General features: G+C 35.8%; 19 protein-coding genes. 12 read left to right on the forward strand and 7 right to left on the reverse strand.

What is annotated here, in order from left to right:
• Window positions 1-11: 11 nt before the first annotated feature.
• On the reverse strand, window positions 12-1,004 hold the full coding sequence (locus NYE73_RS06585; RefSeq protein ID WP_048389661.1) for an NADPH:quinone oxidoreductase family protein: 993 nt from the start codon (window positions 1,002-1,004) through the stop codon (window positions 12-14).
• Window positions 1,005-1,130: 126 nt separating this feature from the next.
• Here NYE73_RS06585 and NYE73_RS06590 point away from each other — a divergent pair, with 126 nt between their 5' ends.
• From NYE73_RS06590 to NYE73_RS06635, 10 genes are all read left to right on the forward strand, one after another.
• The gene (locus tag NYE73_RS06590; RefSeq protein WP_259949972.1) at window positions 1,131-1,718 is read left to right on the forward strand and encodes a TetR/AcrR family transcriptional regulator; all 588 of its coding nucleotides are present in this window, start codon (window positions 1,131-1,133) and stop codon (window positions 1,716-1,718) included.
• Window positions 1,719-2,094: 376 nt separating this feature from the next.
• Window positions 2,095-3,000 (forward strand): arginase, encoded by a 906-nt coding sequence (gene rocF / locus NYE73_RS06595; RefSeq protein WP_048389666.1) that lies wholly within the window; start codon window positions 2,095-2,097, stop codon window positions 2,998-3,000.
• 268 nt (window positions 3,001-3,268) lie between these two features.
• A complete protein-coding gene (locus NYE73_RS06600; RefSeq protein ID WP_004232450.1) occupies window positions 3,269-4,696 on the forward strand; it encodes an amino acid permease in 1,428 nt (475 codons plus the stop codon).
• Between the two features lie 203 nt (window positions 4,697-4,899).
• Entirely contained in the window at window positions 4,900-5,700 is an 801-nt protein-coding gene (locus NYE73_RS06605; RefSeq protein ID WP_054550667.1) for a DUF817 domain-containing protein, read from the forward strand.
• A gap of 159 nt (window positions 5,701-5,859) precedes the next feature.
• Window positions 5,860-6,447: a pyridoxamine 5'-phosphate oxidase family protein gene (locus NYE73_RS06610; protein ID WP_066038246.1), complete on the forward strand. Its 588-nt coding sequence runs from the start codon at window positions 5,860-5,862 to the stop codon at window positions 6,445-6,447.
• 220 nt (window positions 6,448-6,667) lie between these two features.
• Complete coding sequence (vanR, locus tag NYE73_RS06615) at window positions 6,668-7,360, forward strand: VanR-ABDEGLN family response regulator transcription factor (protein WP_199768326.1); 693 nt, start codon at window positions 6,668-6,670, stop codon at window positions 7,358-7,360.
• Entirely contained in the window at window positions 7,296-8,477 is a 1,182-nt protein-coding gene (locus NYE73_RS06620) for a sensor histidine kinase (RefSeq protein WP_054550669.1), read from the forward strand. Before vanR ends, NYE73_RS06620 begins: the two co-directional genes overlap by 65 nt.
• 88 nt (window positions 8,478-8,565) lie before the next feature.
• A complete protein-coding gene (locus tag NYE73_RS06625) occupies window positions 8,566-9,483 on the forward strand; it encodes a D-alanyl-D-alanine carboxypeptidase family protein (RefSeq protein ID WP_259949977.1) in 918 nt (305 codons plus the stop codon).
• Between the two features lie 220 nt (window positions 9,484-9,703).
• Entirely contained in the window at window positions 9,704-10,099 is a 396-nt protein-coding gene (locus NYE73_RS06630) for a VOC family protein (protein WP_048389675.1), read from the forward strand.
• Between the two features lie 281 nt (window positions 10,100-10,380).
• A complete protein-coding gene (locus tag NYE73_RS06635) occupies window positions 10,381-11,511 on the forward strand; it encodes a CamS family sex pheromone protein (protein WP_259949978.1) in 1,131 nt (376 codons plus the stop codon).
• A gap of 31 nt (window positions 11,512-11,542) precedes the next feature.
• On the opposite strand, the gene NYE73_RS06640 is transcribed toward NYE73_RS06635, so the two are convergent.
• The gene (locus NYE73_RS06640) at window positions 11,543-12,013 is read right to left on the reverse strand and encodes a hypothetical protein (protein ID WP_054550673.1); all 471 of its coding nucleotides are present in this window, start codon (window positions 12,011-12,013) and stop codon (window positions 11,543-11,545) included.
• 220 nt (window positions 12,014-12,233) lie between these two features.
• Between NYE73_RS06640 and NYE73_RS06645 the strand changes: the two genes are divergently transcribed.
• The gene (locus tag NYE73_RS06645) at window positions 12,234-13,496 is read left to right on the forward strand and encodes an NtaA/DmoA family FMN-dependent monooxygenase (RefSeq protein WP_259950124.1); all 1,263 of its coding nucleotides are present in this window, start codon (window positions 12,234-12,236) and stop codon (window positions 13,494-13,496) included.
• Between the two features lie 34 nt (window positions 13,497-13,530).
• On the opposite strand, the gene NYE73_RS06650 is transcribed toward NYE73_RS06645, so the two are convergent.
• The 3 genes from NYE73_RS06650 to NYE73_RS06660 form a co-directional block, all read right to left on the reverse strand.
• Window positions 13,531-14,457 (reverse strand): TIGR03943 family putative permease subunit, encoded by a 927-nt coding sequence (locus NYE73_RS06650; protein WP_054550675.1) that lies wholly within the window; start codon window positions 14,455-14,457, stop codon window positions 13,531-13,533.
• An 11-nt stretch (window positions 14,458-14,468) separates the two neighbouring features.
• Entirely contained in the window at window positions 14,469-15,467 is a 999-nt protein-coding gene (locus tag NYE73_RS06655; RefSeq protein ID WP_054550676.1) for a permease, read from the reverse strand.
• Window positions 15,468-15,602: 135 nt separating this feature from the next.
• Window positions 15,603-16,784 (reverse strand): AraC family transcriptional regulator, encoded by a 1,182-nt coding sequence (locus NYE73_RS06660; RefSeq protein ID WP_054550677.1) that lies wholly within the window; start codon window positions 16,782-16,784, stop codon window positions 15,603-15,605.
• Between the two features lie 164 nt (window positions 16,785-16,948).
• On the opposite strand from NYE73_RS06660, the gene NYE73_RS06665 reads away from it, so the two are divergent.
• Complete coding sequence (locus NYE73_RS06665) at window positions 16,949-17,707, forward strand: SDR family NAD(P)-dependent oxidoreductase (RefSeq protein WP_054550678.1); 759 nt, start codon at window positions 16,949-16,951, stop codon at window positions 17,705-17,707.
• A gap of 59 nt (window positions 17,708-17,766) precedes the next feature.
• On the opposite strand, the gene NYE73_RS06670 is transcribed toward NYE73_RS06665, so the two are convergent.
• Together NYE73_RS06670 and NYE73_RS06675 are read right to left on the reverse strand one after the other, a co-directional pair.
• Window positions 17,767-19,428, reverse strand: coding sequence for a methyl-accepting chemotaxis protein (locus NYE73_RS06670; protein ID WP_259949979.1), 1,662 nt, complete (start codon window positions 19,426-19,428; stop codon window positions 17,767-17,769).
• Window positions 19,425-20,411 (reverse strand): BMP family lipoprotein, encoded by a 987-nt coding sequence (locus NYE73_RS06675; RefSeq protein ID WP_115673461.1) that lies wholly within the window; start codon window positions 20,409-20,411, stop codon window positions 19,425-19,427. Before NYE73_RS06675 ends, NYE73_RS06670 begins: the two co-directional genes overlap by 4 nt.
• Between the last annotated feature and the right edge of the window lie 219 nt (window positions 20,412-20,630).

Here is a 20,630-nt window from a genome sequence, read left to right on the forward strand (position 1 = left end):
AATTAAACTCCTTATAATGCAACAAGGATTCTACCTCTTGCTTGACCCTTCAGTAAAATAGGTAAAACATCAGGAAGTTGTTGGAGTGTTACCTCTTGCTGAATAAAATCATTAAGGTTTGCTGGTTTGAAATCAGTCGCTAGTCGATGCCAAATGTTTAATCGAATGTCCATTGGGCAATAAACAGAATCAACTCCAAGTAAACTCACGCCTCTTAAAATGAAGGGAAATACACTTGTAGGAAGCTGTGTACCTGCCGTTAAACCACTACATGCAACAGCCCCACCATATTGAATTTGGCTTAATAATGAGGCAAGTGGCTCTCCACCAACAGAATCAACAGCAGCAGCCCATTTTTGTTTGCCTAATGCTTTAATTTTTCCATCATAAACCTCTTCACGATTTACTATTGTAGTAGCCCCGAGTGATTGTAAATATTCATGTTCAGATTCTTTTCCTGTGCTCGCTTCAACTTGATAACCCAGTGTTGAAAGAATAGATACAGCAAAGCTACCTACACCTCCTGTAGCCCCTGTCACAAGAATTTTCCCCTTTTCAGGATGAATACCATTTTCCTCTAACTTTTGAACAGATAATGCAGCTGTAAATCCTGCAGTACCAATTACCATAGCCTCTTTAAGGGAAAGTCCTTTTGGAAGCGGGACAATCCATTGCGCTGGGATGCGGGCATATTCACTAAAGCCACCAAAATGGGAAACACCTATTTCATAGCTAGTCGCAATGACCTCGTCACCAATTTTAAAGCGAGAATCCTCAGAAGAAACAACAGTCCCAGCTAAATCAATGCCAGGAACAAAAGGATAAGACGTAACGATTTTACCATCAGGAATAGAGGCAAGACTATCTTTATAATTAATACCTGAATAACTAACTTTAATTAATACCTCACCCTTTGGTAGATCTTCTAAAGTTAACTTGTTCACTTTCACTGTAAATGCATCATCTTTATTGACTACTAACGCACTAAAATTTTCTGCCGTCATCGTAAACGTCCCCCTACAATTTTATTCCATTAAACAGTATCAAAATTATTCTGACTGGTCAACATAAAATTGGATTGTTGCTACTCTTCATGTATAATAACTTCTATCAAGTCATCGGAGGCTCCTATGAAAAAGAAAGAGGAAGAACGTAAAAAACAGATTATGAAAGCAGCCTTTAACGCTGTTTCACAATTAGGTTATGATAAGGTTACACTACAAGACATAGCCAATCATGCCAGTGTCTCAAAAGGGGTAGTTCACTACTACTTTACAAGCAAACAAAACATTTTATTAGAATTACTTGAATCCACTACGAACAAAATCTACAGCTATGAAATACAGGAAATAGGCAAGCATCAAACAGCTATAGACAAGCTTCATGCCTACTTAAATGCTGTATTTGTATCGCCTATAGAAAATAAAAAATTTTACAGGGTTTATTTAGACTTTTTAGCTCAGGCAAATAGCAATGAAGAGTACAAAAGAATTAACTTAAAATTTTATGAGAATTGCTGGGGAATTGGACAAGAAATTATTGAATTAGGAAAAAGAGAAGGTGTCTTTAGTTCAGACATTGATTCCTTAACCTATGCAAAAATGATGAGGGCAATGATTGATGGTTCATTAATTCAGTGGTTAACCTGCGATTTAGAAGAACAACATAAATTTTATAAAGAAACCTGTTTGAGTAGTATTGTGCGATTATTAAAATAGGCAATTGAAAAGCCTTATTACTATTGTAGTAAGGCTTTTTTTTTGCCGTAAAAAAGAAGAATAATTGAATGATTTTGGAAAATATTTATTAACATATTGCATTTATAGATAAAATTACCGTCAAAATTTTCGGAAAAAACTATAAAAAAAGAACAGTTTTAATATTTTGTTTAGTAATTTTTTACAAAAATACGCATTAAAAAGGAAAAAAATGTTTTGTTATGCATTGAAATAGCGTTTATGCAATCGTTTATACAAGAATAAATCTATGTTTTTAATAATTTAAACTGTATAAAAATTTAAAATAATGTCGAGTTGAGTCAATGTTGCAATTTCTTTATACTGTGAAAGTAATTATTGGAGAGGAGAAAACATCATGAATAAAGAAGTGACAATTATTGGGGTGCCCATGGATTTAGGTCAAACAAGAAGAGGCGTAGACATGGGACCAAGTGCTATCAGATATGCGGGGGTAACTGAACGACTTGAGAGACTTGGTTATTCGATTTACGACGAAGGGGATTTAACTATTGACTTCGTACACGAAGATAAAGACGCAGAAGGAAAGACAAACTTAAAAAATTTAAAAACTGTCACAGAAAGTAACGAGAAGCTAGGCCAAAAAGTAGACCATGAAATTTCTTTAAACCGTTTTCCTTTAGTTTTAGGTGGAGACCATAGTATTGCTATTGGAACATTAGCAGGAGTTTCCAAGCATTATGAGAATCTAGGTGTCATTTGGTATGATGCCCATGGCGATTTAAATACTGGTGAAACATCTCCTTCAGGAAATATCCATGGCATGTCTTTAGCTGTAAGCTTGGGCCTTGGACATCCAGCACTTACAAATATCGGAGGCTATGCTCCAAAGGTAAAGCCTGAAAACGTTGTTATCATTGGTGCTCGAGATTTAGATCCTGGAGAAAAAAAGCTTATTAAGGAAATTGGTATTAAAGTATACACGATGCATGAAATTGATCGTTTAGGAATGACGAAAGTAATGTCAGAAACGATTGACTATTTAAAGGAGCGCACAGACGGTGTTCACCTATCATTAGATTTAGATGGACTGGATCCAAATGATGCACCAGGTGTAGGCACGCCAGTAGCAGGTGGTATTAGCTATCGTGAAAGTCATTTAGCTATGGAAATGCTGTCAGAAGCAAATATTATTACTTCAGCAGAATTTGTTGAGACAAACCCTGTATTAGATCAATACAATAAAACGGCTATTGCTGCGGTAGCTTTAATCAGCTCACTATTTGGCGATACATTACTTTAAGCCATGAATAGAAGTCATTTTGTATCCCAGAAGGAAGAACTTTTCTTAAAAAATTAGGTCGCGACAACCAACTATAAGAAAATAGCTCTCCCTATAGTAAGTTTACAATACAATTTAGCTATTCAATAGCCTTTATTTTGTCAGAAAATTGACAGTTCATAAAATATATAAAACAGTTTATCTATTAACATTCAAATTTTAGATTGTTATCTGTTTTGTACGAAAAAAAGAAAGTGCTTACACAGATAATGAATGTAAGGAGTTTTTTATGGCAGCAGAACAATATGAATTAAAAAGAAGTATGAAAGCAAGACACTTATTTATGATTTCACTTGGCGGATGTATTGGAACTGGTTTCTTTCTTGGATCAGGCTACACGATTAACCAAGCTGGGCCAACTGGTGCCATCCTAGCTTACTTAGTAGGCGGAGCAGTTATGTATTTAACAATGCTATGTTTGGGTGAATTGTCTGTTGCTATGCCGGTATCAGGTTCATTCCAAACGTACACAACGAAATTTATCGGTCCTGCTACTGGTTTTGCCGTTGGATGGCTATACTGGCTAGGTTGGGCAGTAACTGTTGCTCTTGAGTTTTTAGGGGCTGGACAACTAATGCAAAGATGGTTTCCTGATTCACCAGTATGGATGTGGTGCCTAATATTTGCAGCACTACTCTTTGTATTGAATGGTTTATCAGCAAAAGCATTTGGTGAAGCAGAATTTGTCTTCTCCAGCATTAAGATATTGGCAATTATTATGTTCCTTGCGGTTGGTGGAGCAGCTATGTTTGGGCTAATCGATATGAAAGATGGAACAAATGCCCCATTCCTTACTCATTTTTATGAGGGTGGATTGTTTCCTAATGGTGTAACAGCACTGCTTATTACAATGATTACCGTGAATTTTTCATTCCAGGGTACAGAATTGATTGGTATTGCTGCTGGGGAGAGTGAAAATCCTGAAAAGACTATCCCTAAATCTATTAAGCAAACTGTTTGGCGTACGCTGTTCTTCTTTGTGTTATCCGTATTTGTACTTGCAGCAATGATACCAATGGATAAAGCAGGGGTGGTGGAAAGTCCATTTGTAGTCGTATTAGATAGCATCGGTATTCCATATGCAGCAGATATTATGAATTTTGTTATCCTAACAGCCTTATTATCTGTCGCAAACTCGGGTCTTTATGCTGCAACACGTATGCTGTTCTCACTATCTGTCGAAAAGATGGCAAGTCCCGTTTTAGGGAAAGTTAATAAAAGAGGTATCCCAATGAATGCATTACTAATCACACTCGCTGTAGCAGGTCTGTCTTTACTGTCAAGTGTATTTGCTGCTAATACAGTCTTTGTGTGGTTATTATCTCTAGCAGGCTTAGGTGCACAAATTGGTTGGATTGCTATTACAGCATCTCAAATTGCATTTAGACGCTCCTATATACGCCAAGGAGGAAAAGTAGAGGATTTAAAATTCAAAGCGCCACTGTATCCAGTGATCCCTATTTTAGGTTTATTAGCGAACTGTATTGTTATGGCAAGCTTGGCTTTTGATCCAGCTCAACGTTTAGCACTCTACTGTGGTGGAGCATTCTTCATTGGTTGTTATATCGTTTATTATTTAAAAGTGAAAAAAGTGACGAATTTAGAAATAAACCAACAAGAAGTCCAATTAAAATTAAATCAAAAAATATATCTTTAATATCAAAGAGTAGCTACTTACATGGCTACTCTTTTCTTCATAGATAAGCAACAACAAAGACGTATTTAACAAAGAATAGTTCCAATAATAAGAGAAAAAATTTATTGTTTTTCGATAAATAAATATTGAAATAAGATAATTTATCATTTATTCTTCATACAAGAAGCAATTTAATTATGAACAAGTTCATTTGAGGTGGATTCATGTTGAAGAATTTTATTAAAGACTTAGGAGTCTTTACGTATCATCAATCATTATCTTGTATTTTTCCCGTTGTAATATTTGCTACACTTGCACTCTCTAAAGCCATTCAAATACCTGGGGTAGGAAGATATGACTTTATTCTGGCAATCTGTCTATTGACTCAGTACTTGATGTATAAATTTGGTTTAGAAACAAAGGATGAAATAAAAGTCATTTGCTTGTTTCACATTATTGGGCTCGTGCTCGAACTATATAAAGTGAATTTCAATTCATGGTCATATCCTGAAGAGGCGTGGACAAAAATAGGGGGTGTGCCTTTATATAGCGGATTTATGTATGCGAGTGTAGCAAGTTATATTTGCCAAGCTTGGCGTAGGTTTGATTTAAAAATTGTAAGCTGGCCAAAAAGTTATGTAGCTATTCCACTTGGAGCCATTATCTACTTGAATTTTTTCACACACCATTTTATTTATGATTTTAGATGGCTGTTAATGGCACTACTATTTATTGTGTTTTATCGTACTGTTGTAAAATTTACAGTACGGAACAAAGTCTTTAAAATGCCCATCGTTGTATCGTTCTTTTTGATTGGCTTTTTCATTTGGATTGCTGAAAATATTGCAACTTTCTTTGGAGCATGGTCCTATCCAAATCAAGAGGTGTCTTGGTCGATTGTTCATTTTGGTAAAATCAGTTCATGGTTTTTACTTGTAGTCATTAGCATTATGATTGTTGCGCAACTTAAACTATTCTATCGTAATGTAGGTGAAAATTTGGAGAAGAAATCATTCAATATATGACATTCATTTGTAGAACTAGAGAACTTCTAAGAAAATAGTATGGGCTTTTGATAAACTAGTATTTTTACCTTGTACCCATGCCCTTTCATCAAACTGTCCCTTTTTTAACGTGCAATACTGCTGTAGACTCCTTTTTAGAAGAGGATAGGGGGAATGATAATGGTAACAGATATTCGGATGATAAATAGAGCTTGTACAGATGAAAAACAAATTAAACAATTATTAGAAGGCGCACAAACTGCATTTCTTGGTTTGGTAGATCAACATATGCCATATGTTATTCCGCTAAATTATGTTTACAAAGACGGAAGTTTTTATTTTCATGGTGCCAACGAAGGAAGAAAAATAGATATTCTAACAAATAATCGGAATGCATGTATCACAATAAGTGAAAATTATGGAACAATGGTAGACCCTATTCCTGCTAAGACTGATACGGCTTATATAAGTGTAGTAGCAAATGGTTTGGTGGAATTTGTTACTGATTTAAATGAAGCTACTGCTGCTATGCAGGCAATGCTTGATAAATATGTACCAGATTATTACCAAGCACCTTTATCAAAAAAGCATATCGAAAAATATCAGTCATCTTTAGGGAGCAAAACGCTTGTTCTCAAAGTGAAACCGACCAGTATAACTGTAAAAGAGAATAAATTAAATAAACAAATGCTATATTACGCAGGTAGAGTGGTAACACAGGATATGAGTCGAAAATCTACTACTACAGCAATCAATCCAACAAATTAATTACCAGAAAATGCGAGGCTTGGGATATAACCTAAGCTTATTTTTGATGTAGTAATAGTTCATTATGAAGCTATCTATGATTTTGTTAATATAAACTTATTAAAAGTAGAGCTGGAAAGATGTTTTCATCTAACTACCCTAATAATAGATATAGTCATGCGTAAGTGCTATAATGCCTGTGAAAAATCATTGGAAAACAAGTGGGGAGAAGGAGAGGGCAATACAGTTGAATATATTAGTTGTTGACGATGAAAAGGAAATTGCAGATTTAATAGAACTTTACTTAAAAAATGAAAACTATCATGTATTTAAGTTTTATACGGCTCAAGAGGCTTTGGCATGTATTGAGCATGAGAAAGTAGATTTAGCTGTTCTGGATATTATGATGCCTGATATAGATGGGTTTACTATTTTACGAAAAATCCGAGAAACACTAAATTTTCCAGTGATAATGCTTACGGCAAAGGAAGAAGAAATCGATAAAATAAATGGATTTTCTCTGGGAGCAGATGATTATATAACAAAGCCATTTCGTCCATTAGAGTTGGTTGCTCGTGTAAAGGCACAAATACGAAGGTTTACTTTCTACAACCAAGGTTCGAAGCAACAGGAAGATATCATTGATTTTGCTGGCTTGGTGATTAATAAAAACACACGACAAGTCTTTTTAAATGAAAGGTCCATATCCCTTACACCTACGGAGTTCGCTATTCTTTGGTATTTATGTGCAAATCGAGGGACAGTTATTAGCTCAGAGCAATTATTCCAAGAAATTTGGGGGGAAAAGTACTTTAGCAGCAATAACACGGTAATGGTTCACATTCGACATTTACGGGAAAAAATGAAGGATGCTGCGGAGAACCCAAAGTATATTAAAACGGTTTGGGGAGTGGGGTATACCATTGAAAAATGAGTTTGGCAAACTGAAAAGGAAAATGGTTCTACAAATTATTTCGATACTTGTCATCGCTAGCATCATAGGCTTTTTTATTAATTTTGCATTTATTGATGGGGTCTTACAAGCTCCCTTTGCAGATGCTTTTATTGCTTTTTGTGAAAATGTCTTGCAACTTGATTATTATGCTGCAAGCAATGCCTATCATGTGTTATTTCGACAAAATAAATCGCTTTGGCTTGCGATAGGATTTATTTTATTATTATTGATTATTTTCTATATCGCCTTGTCTCGATTTACCCGATATTTTCATCAAATTAGTTCAAGTATTACCATGCTTGCTGATGAGTCAGGGAAGGAAATTGAGCTCCCAGCTGAACTCGATTTTTTGGAAAAAAAATTAAATAACGTGAAATATAAATTAGAAAAGCGTGCAAGGGATGCACAAGAAGCTGAGCAACGAAAGAATGATTTAGTTGTCTATTTAGCGCATGATATTAAAACACCTTTAACATCCATTATTGGCTACTTAAGTCTTTTAGATGAAGCGAGGGATATGCCGGTAGAGCAGAAAGAAAAATATGTGACGATTACATTAGATAAATCTTATAGACTGGAACAACTAATCAATGAATTTTTTGAAATAACCAGGTTTAATTTACAATCCATCATTTTAGAGAAAGATTCTATTCCTTTACAACATATGTTAATGCAAGTGGCCGACGAGTTTTATCCATTGCTGGCACCAAAGGGTCAAAAAGCCATCGTCAAATTAGATGAAGATATTACTATCTATGCAGACGGTAATAAGATAGCAAGGGTATTTAATAATATTTTAAAAAATGCAATTGCCTACAGTGATCCAAATAGTACAATTGAAATTAGTGCGCAAAGCGAAAATAATCAGACATTTATTTCGTTTACGAATACAGGGAAGACGATCCCTCCTGAAAAATTAAAAATGATATTTGAAAAGTTTTACCGCTTAGATAGTGCAAGGTCTACCCAAACAGGAGGTGCTGGGCTTGGTTTAGCCATTTCTAATGAAATTGTACAGGCCCATGGCGGAACCATTACCGCAACTTCTAGTAATGATACAACCGTATTCACCGTGATGATTCCAACCAATTCTTAAGAAACCTTAAGAATTCACTAATAGTAAATTAAAAATAAGCTCCTTTTTTTATGGTTGAATAAAAGCATAAAGAGAAGGAGTTGTTTTTATGTTCAAGAGAAAAGGTATATTGAGTTTATTGTTCTTATCCATACTGATTTTCGTTTATTTACTATTGAAAGAATCGCCAATGACTTTACGTCAGGAAATAGATCATGCACCAAAAGTAGTACAAACAGCCAGTCAGCATATGCTCGATCTTGATATGTACAGTTCGAATGCAATTTTAGTGAATTTGGATGAAAATCAAATTGTTTTAGATAAAAAAAGTGAGGAAAAGATTTATCCTGCTTCTTTGACAAAAATGATGACGGTTCTAGTCGCGATAGAGCAGATCTCCAATTTACAAGAAGAAATCATTTTACCTAAACATATCTTTCGGGATTTATTAGAGGAAAATGCGTCAGTGGCGGGCTTTCTCCCAAATGAAAAGCTGACAGTAGAAGATTTGTTGTATGGCTCTATGTTGCCATCAGGTGCAGAGGCATCACTAGGTTTAGCTGAATATGTTGCGGGGTCAGAACGTGGATTTGTGAAACTGATGAACGAAAAGGCGCAGCAGCTAGGCATGAAAAATACGCACTTTGTGAATACAACTGGACTCCACCATTCAGATCATTATACAACTGTAAAGGATATGTCTTTACTTTTACAATACGCCTTAACAAACGATGATTTTCGAAATGTTTATACAGCAGAAAGATATTCTATAAAATCAACAAACCTTCATCCGGAAGGCATTACTTTTACCAGTCGCATGTTTCAGCATATGACGTCAAGTGCATTGCCAGGAGGGGAAATTTTAGGTGGAAAAACTGGCTATACAGAAGATGCAGGCTTATGTTTAGCAAGCTTAGCCCTTATAAATGGACAAGAATATGTGCTAGTGACAGTAGGAGCGGACGGCAGCCCTAGAACGGAGCAATATAATATTGCCGATGCCATTTCGGTATATAGTCAATTATAACTAGCCCTAATAGTGTGTGATTAGAGAATAATTCATTTTCTAGTCACACTTTTTTGTAGTTGTAAAAATAATAGAATTGAATAATAGATGGGAGATTCCATATAAGTCTCTATAAACCAACGTGTTGTTGGTATGGCAGAAATAATTTATTAATTTTAATCTTCAGAAAAATGATATATAGTAAATATGATCAAATACATTCATCTTTAAGGAGGATACTATGGGGAGATTAGTTCATTTTGAAATTCATGTAAGTGATATGGATCGGGCTAAGGATTTTTATGGGGAAGTTTTTGGATGGTCATTTCAGGACTGGAGTGAATATGCAGGCATGCCTTACTTCGGTGCCGTGACAGGTGAAGATGGTGAACTTGGCATTAACGGTGCTTTAATGCAACGCCAAGGGCCTCCACCAGAAACAAACCAAGCGTTGAATGGCTTTGCTTGTACAATGGGTGTTGAAAGTTATGATGTAACGGAAGCAAAAATTCTTGAAAACGGGGGCAAAGTAGCCATGCCAAAGTACGCATTACCAGGAATGGCATGGCAAGGCTATTATATTGATACGGAAGGCAATGTATTTGGTATTCACCAGCCCGATAAAAATGCCAAATAGTATTGAGGATAAATCGCTCTAAGAAGGAGGGAACCCGCTCCTAAAGAAGCGAAAACCCGCTCTTAAAAGTGTGAGAGCCACTCCAATGTAGTGAAAAACCCACTCATTAGCAGTTGAAAGCAGTAAGACCTATGTTCGAGAAAACGAGCATAGGTCTTTTTTGATCATATGATAGGTAAATGGGGAGATTTGTAAATTTGTAATGTTTTATTTTGGTAAATTTGGTATCGTTGAATGAGATAATTTATCAAATGATACATAGTATGCAAGGAGAAATAGCAATGAAAAAAAGAAGCTTTATGTTATTTTTATTCGCACCAATATTGATTTTAGCATCTTGTAGTAGTGAGGACGAAAGTGTTACTGCTAATGAGAAAAAATATATTTCATCGATACAGAAAAAGGAGGTCTATGAGATTCAACAGCCTGCAAAAGTCAATATTGCTAGAGGTTCAATCATCAATAATATGAATAATGCTTTAAATATTAATGAAATTGAAAGAGGACTCATGAATTTATCGGTGAATCATTTCTCAACTGACAAGTTTTATATGCAGGAAGGTCAATATCTGGAAGAGAAAATGATCAGCCAATGGTTAAGTAGAAAAACAGATGAAGGTATTGGGTTAAATCCAGCCATTGAAACTAGAAGTGACAATGTGCTAGAGGATGAAAAAAAGTATCCTTTGATTCTCTCACATGTGTTAGAACAAAATTTTATTAATAAAGAAAATAACAAAGTAGAGGGACTATCGATCGCGATCTCGTTAAATGAATTTTATGATATACGAGTTTCCGATGCCAATGGTTTAATTTACACAGGCCAAGTGAAAGTAGACCAAAATGATGATGATATCAACGATGTTAAAAATTATGGTAAGGAAGTAGCTAAAAGGATTCTTGAGGATATTAGAAAAAATGAAAAATATCCGAGAGTCCCTATTTATTTAACTTTATATCAAGAATCTAATATAAACGATATTATTCCAGGCATATTTTTAGCTGAAACCTTTATTCCTAAAGATGCAGATACCATAACAAAATGGTTTGATATAGATAAAAAGCATTATATATTCCCATCAGATGCTTTATATAGTTTGGACCAAAATATGTATAATAAATTATTAATTTATAAAGAGGATATTCAAGGTGGATTTAAACATTTAAATCCTAAAATCATGGGAAAACTTCGTTATGAAGATGGCAAATTAACAGATATTAATCTAGAAATACACGTACCACTGGTTAATGATATTGAATTAATTGGCTTGTTACAGCTCACTAGTACAAAAATAAATACAATTTTATTTGACTATATCCCCATCACCATTCGGGTAATCGATCAGAAGCAGGATGTTGGAATTGTTCTCTGGGACCCAACGGAAAAACAAATTTTTGCATCACCTATTTGAATAGAAAAAAGCTAAAGGGTGAAGCTCCATATTAAATTTCGTAACTTGTATTTATATCTACTGTAATTGAAGAACCATCATTATTATCAAATTTCATGAACCATTGACCAGCTTGACTTGCATCCAACTCGTAAGTTGAAGTAAATGATTGTCCAGATTTAATGATCTCTCCGTCTATCCAAACCGTTCCATTAGGTGCAGTTAATATAAACCTAATAGATTGTGAGCTGTTATTTTTCACATAAATTTGAATTGTATCAGTGCCATTACTAGGTGCTTTAAAATTAAAGCTCATCGAACCCTGACCAGTTGGAAAGGTAGAAGACGTTGTAAGAAGAGAATCATCACTTTTTTCAGCTGTGGGGGTAGAATAAGATTCCTCAGCAGAAGCACCAAGGTTCGGCGGAATAGATGGTTGGAGTATAGGATCTTCTATAAAAGATGCTCCACCAATTGGAAATATAAAAAGAGTAACTATAAATAAAGAGGTAAATTTTCTCATGATTCCTCCGCTTAAATATTTTTGAATTATCTCAATAATACCTTTATTTAACTTTATAGTAAATATTAGTTTGGTTGCTTATTTTTCATTTGTTAGAGGACCTTCAAAAACTTAATAGACATTCATTGCAATCTCTGCCATGAATGATTATTATGAAAATGATAATCGTTATCAATTAAAAAGAAGGAGAGTAGCAATGAAAAGACACCTTATTATTGGAATGCATTTAGCTGTTTACGGTAATCATGGCAAACAGGGTGCCTTGATAGAAGAACATATTGCATTTGCGCAGCGTGCTGAAGCAGCGAAATTAGATTTTGTATTTAAGGCGGATTATTTAACAGCTCATCCAGAATTAATGGCTAAAATGAAAGGAACAGTTGGCTTAGACCCTAACTTTTTAATGGCGATGGTGGCAAGAGAAACGAAACAGATTGGCTTAGTAACAACGATTTCCACATCCTTTACGCCACCTTATCTGATTGCGCGTCAATTGCAGTCCTTAAATTGGATTAGCGAAGGACGAGTTGGATGGAATATCGTAACCTCTATAGATGGCGCCCATAATTTCAGCAATGAGCCCATGCCTTCTTCCGAGGAGCGTTATGCTAAAGCGGCAGAATGTACAGCGGTGGTCAAGCAGCTATGGCATAGTTATCCCTATGAAACATTAGAAATGGATGGGAATTTAGAGAAAATAAAAGAGCTTGTTAAGCCAATTGAGTATGAAGGAGAATTTTTCCATATAAAAGGTCCCTTAAATCTCCCAATGCATCCAGCAGGAGAGATTCCACTCTTCCAAGCAGGAGCGTCGGATGTTGGGCGGCAATTTGCGGCTACTGTTTCCAATGCGATTTTTGCGGCTACACCAGTCATGGAGGTGGGTATTGAGATGCGTAATGATTTGCGTCAGCAGGCTAGAGAAGTAGGTCGTTCAGCCGACGATATTCGCTTATTACCCGGACTCTATTTCTTTATAGGGGATACATATGAAGAAGCACTCGAAATGCACCGACAAGCACATGCACATTTAACACTTGAGCGGCGCTACAGTGCTTTAGAATCTGTGATTGGCATGGATGTTCGTCATTTGGCACTTGAAGATCAGGTAACGATTGATATGCTGCCATCAAAAGATCAACAAGTACGTAGTAAAACACATGCAGATTTGGTACGTCGTTATATTGTAAACAATGAACCAACAGTCGCAGTATTGTTAGCACGCCCAGAGGTAATTGGCTCAGCCCACCTTGTAGCAATCGGTACACCACAGGATATTGTCGATCAAATCGTTACTTTTTATGAAGAGGGTGCATTGGATGGCTTTATTGCCATACCAGGCGGACCTGCGAAATCTTTGGATTTGTTCTTTAGCGACGTTATTCCCATGTTAGTAGAGCGGGGGTTATTCAGAGCTGAATATGAAGGTAGCACATTACGTTCCCATTTAGGCTTAGATGTGCAATCCCCTATTAATAGCTGAAAAAGGGCAAGCCATAAGCTTTGCCCTTTTATTGCTAGAAACTCATTCGAATATTAATAGGATAAAGATAAGGTGATTCAGGTTGTTCGATTGTTACCCAATCATCAATATGGATAACAGGTAAGCTTGCACCTTCATATGTTGTTTGACTAATTGTACCGACCACTTCAATCCATGTATCTTCTGTGAGTGTAGGAGCGTCCGAAAACTCTGTCAGAAAGCCGACGATACTGGCATCGGCGACACAATGCGTAATAAGAAATCTTGAAATCACTAGTTGCTTTTCTGTAAAATTTTCTTCTTTTAAAACAAAGCCCTTCAACTGTATTTTCTTCCCCAAATAGTTAGCCAAATTTTGATTAATTTCTTCATAATAAATCGTGTAGTCCTCATCGGTCATTTTTAGCATGGATTGTTGGGATAGCTGTTGCTTTAATTGCTCATATTGTTTTTTTGTCATTTCCTGTTTTTCCTCTGTCAGTCGGGGATCAGCTTCATGTTCATCATAGATGTTTTCATCAATCGTTTCATTTGAAGTGAGGTAATCCTCTATTTTAGATGATTGATTTTGCTGGGTGAGAATAAATGCACCACCTTTTTTATCAGCGATGGATGCATCTAAAATTTTTGCTGGCACGAAGAAGCCTGTCATTATTGGTGTCATGATAATGAGGTAGGCTATCATTTTTTTTCGGGTAAAGGCTGTGTGACCATGGTCGTGATGGGAGCAGCATGCTTGTCCCGTTTGATCACATGAATGAGGAACCTTTGAAAAAGATATAATTCTTGTCACTTGAACAAGAAATAGTATAAAAAATAAAATGGCGGCTGTTTTACTCAGCCCTTCATATTTAGGGTTGATAAATTTTGTTAGTTCTCCGGTCCAATGTAGGTTGGCAATCATAGCCGAAAAGGCGAGTAACATGAAGGCTCTTAGCGCTTGTTGAACGTGAAATTTCATGGTTTTCCCCCTTAGAGATACGCTGAAAGAATCCATATACTAATGTAGACAACTGTAGCCACTAAGGCGATTAACCAAAAAACAAATTTTAAACGAAATACGCTCATCAACATAATGGTATTTTTCAAATCGATCATAGGGCCAAAAATAAGAAAGGCTAGAATGGATGGAGTGGAGAAAATAGCACTAAAGGATGCGCCAATAAAGGCATCTGCCTCAGAGCAAAGTGACAGAATGAAGGCTAAGCCCATCATAACTAGAATGGAGGAGGGTTCACCTTCTCCAATGGCTACGAGTGTTTTGGTAGATATATAGGTTTGTACAAAGGCAGCTAAAAATGCCCCGATAATTAAGTATTTACCCATATCAAAAAATTCATCGATGGCATGTTTGACCATATTTAATAATTTGGTGAAGAAGGATGTTTGTTGACTAGGGATTGTTAATGAGTAGGGCTGTAAAGAGCTCTTAAATTGGGAGCCTTTAAAAAATAAGCTGATAAGTAATGCTACTACAATAGCGATGACAAAGCCAACAAACATTCGAAGGCTCGCTATTCTTAAATCATTTCCAAATGCCATATAAGTAGAAAGAATAACAACGGGATTAATAAGTGGACCAGTTAACATAAAGCCTATAGCTGCATGTATAGGTACGCCTTTGACAATCAATCTTCTAACAATCGGAACAATCCCACATTCACAGGCTGGAAATAATGCACCTACAAGACAACTCATGATAACTGCCATCACAGGGTTTCGAGGAATCCACCTTTGGATATGTTCCTCTGTTATAAAAATCTGAATAAAGCCAGCAATCAGTATTCCAATTAAGACAAATGGTAATGCTTCAATTAAAATACTTAAAAATATCGTATTTAAATTAAGTAGAGAGGAACTAAGGTCGTTTAAAGCTGAGACGTTGTATAACAGTAGTGGTAGCATGCCTAGGAATAAAATGAAGAGCAACCAAAAATTCAATACATATTTAGAAAAATGGAGACGTTCCACATAGACCTCCTTAAAGTGTAATGGTTACGTTTTAATTCAAGATATGACATAGATGATATTGTTAGTACTTCAAAAAAGGAAAGAGAAAAGTAAAAATTGATTTCTACCATCTTTTTACTTTCCCTCTATATCGAATTATTTATGAGAATACTTAGTTCTATATTGTTTAGGGGTAATTCCCGTAAATTTTTTGAAAACTTTAATGAAATAGCTTTGATCTGTGAAATTAAGTAATGAACCGATGTCTAGGATTGGATAGTTGGTAAATGTTAAGAGTTTTTTCGCCTCATCAATCCTTTGCTGCTGAATATATTCACTAAAGGAAGTACCTACTTCCTTTTTAAATAAGGAGGAAAGATAATTGGGGCTTAGGTGGCAAATTGCTGAAAGTTGGTCGAGTGTTAGATCCCCATACAACTCATTTTCAATAAAATGGATACAGGTAGTAATGGGTCCAGAATACTTCCTTGTATTTGCCTGTGATACACGGCTTGTATAGTCGTAAATAGCTTCCTCCATTAACGAAAGAATTTCGATTAAACTGTTTTGATCCTCTAGCTTTTGAATGTAAAAATCATTTAATGTAAAGGCTGTTTCTTCATTTAAACCACCCTCAATTGCTGCACGGCAAATAAGTGCAATGCCTGTAATCATCAAATATTGAACACTTCTTAAATTATTGCGTTTTGATAGTATTCCAAGTTCTGCTTGCTCAACAATGGAATAATTCAAAACTTCATTTAGTTTCTCTATACGCCCATTTTTCACATTGTCTAACAATATTTTTTCATAGTAAAGATTTGTATGAACAATATCATTTCTTCTTGCATAGGAGAGCTCAAGCGTAGTATTTTCCTCATGACGAATGAGAGGTCTTAATGCTTGGTTGTGATAAATGACAGCAGATTTATTTAATTTCTTTTGATAGATGGCATAATACACAAATAAACTAATGGCTAAACTTTGTTGATAATGAAGAATAGGAATCAGCTCTTGATTAACACTTGTCTTTATGTCTTCCACTTCTGGCGAAAGGGAAGGGCCAACTACAATTGCACCTAAATATTGATCCTCTTGCTGCACATTAATATAGAAAAAATTAAACTCAGCATAAGAGAAAAAAATTGGATAGGCATTAGAATCTTTATGGTAAGGATATGTTTTCAACTGTTCCTTTAAAGAAATGTAAGATGGATTATTTGTTGATGAATAGTCAAAGATTATTTTTCCTAATGAATTAATATAAGTGACTGGAAGATGATGTGTTTCATAGATTAATTGGCTGATGTATTGAAGATCAATAGTGTTAATTTTCATGTTCCTACACTCCAGTTCGTAATAATTCTATTAAAATGAAAGCATTTACATTTTTATTGGATAGACATTGAGAAAGTACTATTTTGTGTAGAATAATACAATAAATAAAGGAGAAGTAGCAATAAAATAGACAGTGACTTTAAAATGTTAGGGAGGAATAGAAGATGGATCTTTTGAATAAAATTGCAGTTGTAACAGGCGCAGGAAGCGGAATTGGAAGAGCTAGCAGCTTGAAACTTGCTAGCAATGGTGCAAAAGTGGTGGTAGTGGATTTCAACAAAGAAACAGGGGAAGAAACAGTAAGCTTGATTAGAGAACAAGGCGGGGAAGGTATTTTCGTTCAGGCAGACGTTTCAAAAAGTGAAGACGTTCAGAAATATGTCAATACTGCTGTTGATACGTACGGACGTATTGATGTATTTTTCAATAATGCTGGGGTTATTCAGAAAATTTCTCCACTAACAGAGATTGAAGATGAAGAATATGACCGTATTATGTCAATCAATGTGAAGGGTGTATTCCTTGGCTTAAAATATGTTTTAAAAGTAATGGAGGGACAAGGAAGCGGTTCAATTATAAATACAGCTTCTACAGCAGGAGTTCGCAGTGAGCACAGTATGGCTGTCTATTCTGCAAGTAAGCATGCAGTAGTGGGTTTAACAAAATCAGCTTCTTTGGAGTATGTAAAAAAAGGTATTCGGATCAATGGTATCTGTCCAGGGGGAGTAGAAACGGCATTAACAAACAGTGTAACTGCGATGTTTGAAACAGGTGGCTATGTGCCAGAGGAGATTCCAAATATGAGAATGGGACGCTATGCAAAACCAGAGGAATTAGCAGAAATGGTAGTATTCCTAGCATCAGACAAAGCAAGCTATATGACAGGCTCTATTGTGTTAGTAGATGGTGGTTTAACTTTATAATGAAAGAAGAAATCCAGTGAATCATTTCACTGGATTTTTTGCGGTAATGAATCGAATCGCTATAGGGTGAATTTTTTGAGCTCATTCATCAACGTATTAGTCATAGCTTCAAGATCGTCTATCTTAGCACTAATTTTTTGGAAGGAAAGTAGCTGTTCTTGCGTTGATGCCGATATTTCTTCTGTGCCAGCAGCCGTTTCTTCTGTAATAGCAGAAATATTTTCAATGGTACTATTTACTTGCTGGCTCATTTCATTCGTTTGTGCCATTTCTCTTGTGAGGTTTTGTAAATCGCGATGGATATTTGTTATGTGCATGGTAATAACAGAGAATGATTGTTCTGTCTCTACCATGGATTGAGATTGCTCATTTGACAGCAGATAACCTCGTTCAGCCGTAGTAAGGATGTGCGTAATGCCATCTTGAATATGCGAGACCATTGAAGTGATTAAATTCGTAGCATTCTCCGTTTCAGAAGAGAGCTTTTTAACCTCCTCGGCAACAATGGCAAACCCTTTGCCTGCTTCTCCAGCTCTTGCAGCCTCGATGGCAGCATTTAGTGCTAATAAATTTGTTTGGCTAGCAATCGTATGGACAGCATTGGCTGCGCCTTCAATTTCCGAAGTGAATTGAGAAAATTGAGTTACAGCTTCCTTAATATCAAGTGATGTGGTTGATATATCCTTTGCAATGGAAGATTGTTTTTCTAATGAATATTGACCATTTTGAACAGCCTCCAGAGCTTGTTTACCAGTGTCAGCCGATTGCTCACTCGTACGCATAACATCCCTAAATTGATCTGCCATATTATTCATTTGGAGTGCCACTGATTGAATGTCTTCGGACATCGTATAGCTGCCTTTTGCTAATTCGTCGGTTGAGGTAGCGACTTGATTACTACTTTCATGAATATTGTTCATATGGCTCGTCACTTCTTGTGTAAACAAATTAACATCCTTTCCAATATTATCAATGGATTGTACAGTACTTTTTAAATTATTCATCATGTCTGCAAAGCTTTTTGTTAATTGATCAATCTCATATCGACTGTTTGCTTGATAGGAAAGGGTAGAAGTATCCATTGTTAAGTTTCCTGTTGCTGCAGCCTGTGCACAATCTACAATCTGATTAATGGGTTTGGTAATTCTTTTCGCAGCTACATAGGAATAAAGTATCGTAGCAATAATTAATAGCACACTACCTATGATGGTAGAGGTTGTAATGAAACCTATTTTTTGCTTCGTTACTTGGATCATTTCTTGATACCATTCGTTCGTTTCTTTTTTGAGCAAATACATATCGTTTAAAATTCCTTTAATTCTGATGGACTGCTTTTTAATTTCAGAGCGATTGTTTTCTTGAAACCCGCTTTCAGTCGCTTTTTCTAGATTTTCAAATTTACTAGCTATTTTTTCGACGATTGTCTGATGTTCAGGTATTCTCGTTAGAGAGGCTAATGCCTCTAAATTACTTTTTGTTTCTTGTAAAATAGCGAGCGCTTCGTTTTTATTGGCTTCACTATCCAGGTAGGTAAAATTATTTAAAGATTGGCTGGCAACAACTAAACTTTGCTCTAGTTCTTTCACTGTAAGTAAAAGTTTCGTATCATCCTGTGCTGTTGTTTGGATCGTGAATGTTTGTAGGATAATAAAGACAATCATAGCCATAGCCAATACGATTGGAATTAATGTGTTCATAAATAATTTCTTACGTAGTGTCACTGGTCATTCCTCTTTTCTGCAGTAACTTTTATCGTACCTGAAATAATGGCTTCTTTGGCTTTTTCGATAGCAGTCTGTTGCTCAGCTGTCAGTTGAATTACACGAATATCTGCTAGTCCCACACCCTGATCCGCTAAACCTAATGCAAAGGATTTTTCTGTAATTTTACCATTTTCCACCAATGTCTTAGCGAGTTGATAGACGGCTAGATCAACATTTTTAAGCATGGATGTGACAACTGTTTTTTCGGCAACAAAAAACTGATCGATATCAACACCTGCTGCATAGATCCCCATTTCCTCTGCCTTTTTTATCGCCCCAAAGCCAGTAAAGCCTGCTGCATGGTAAATAAAATCAACGTTATTTTTGATATACCTTTCTGCTATTGCTGCACCAGCCTGGGTATCGTCAAAGGTACCAGCATAGTCACTCATAATTTCAATCGATGGCTGTACATAACGTGCCCCTTCGATAAAACCATTCTCAAAGTGATGGATAACAGGAGCATCTGCTCCACCAATAAAGCCAACTTTTCCTGTTTTACTTGTCATAGCGGCAATCATGCCAACTAAAAAGCTACCTTCTTGTTCTTTAAAGGTAATCGAAATGATGTTGTTAATATCAGATTGCCCGTCAATCAGTATAAATTGCTGAGAGGGATTTTGTTTTGCAGTCTTTTCTAGTGCTTCTTGTACAGAGAACCCGAGACCAATGATGATATCATATTTTTCTGCTACAAGTTCATTCAGCTTTTCCTCGTATTTACCATCAGGAGCCTCTTTGTAATCAAACAAAATGCCTAGCTCATCGCGCGCTTTTTCTAAGCCTTTAAAAGCGGAATCATTAAATGATTCATCGCCTAGTCCTGCATCTGATAGTAAAATTCCTATCTTATATCCTTCAGTTGATGTTTCTGTCGGTGCTGAGGAACAGCCTGCTATCAACAGAGTGATCAAAAGAAAACTAGTGAATAATTTCTTCAAATTTTGTGTACCTCCTGTTGTGTATAAAATATATATCGGCAAAAACTTAATATTTTTAGTCTGATGTCAGACATCCGTGCAAAAAAATTTTAGGATGTCTAAGAATAATGAATCATTTCTATATACATAATAAGTTAATAATATAAAGCTAGATTACTAATAAAGTAATTGATTTATAAAGGTTTTCGTAGCCCTTCTTGTATGTACAGCACTATAAAA

Source organism: Lysinibacillus sp. FSL K6-0102 (genome assembly GCF_038003545.1).
Lineage (GTDB): Bacteria > Bacillota > Bacilli > Bacillales_A > Planococcaceae > Lysinibacillus > Lysinibacillus capsici.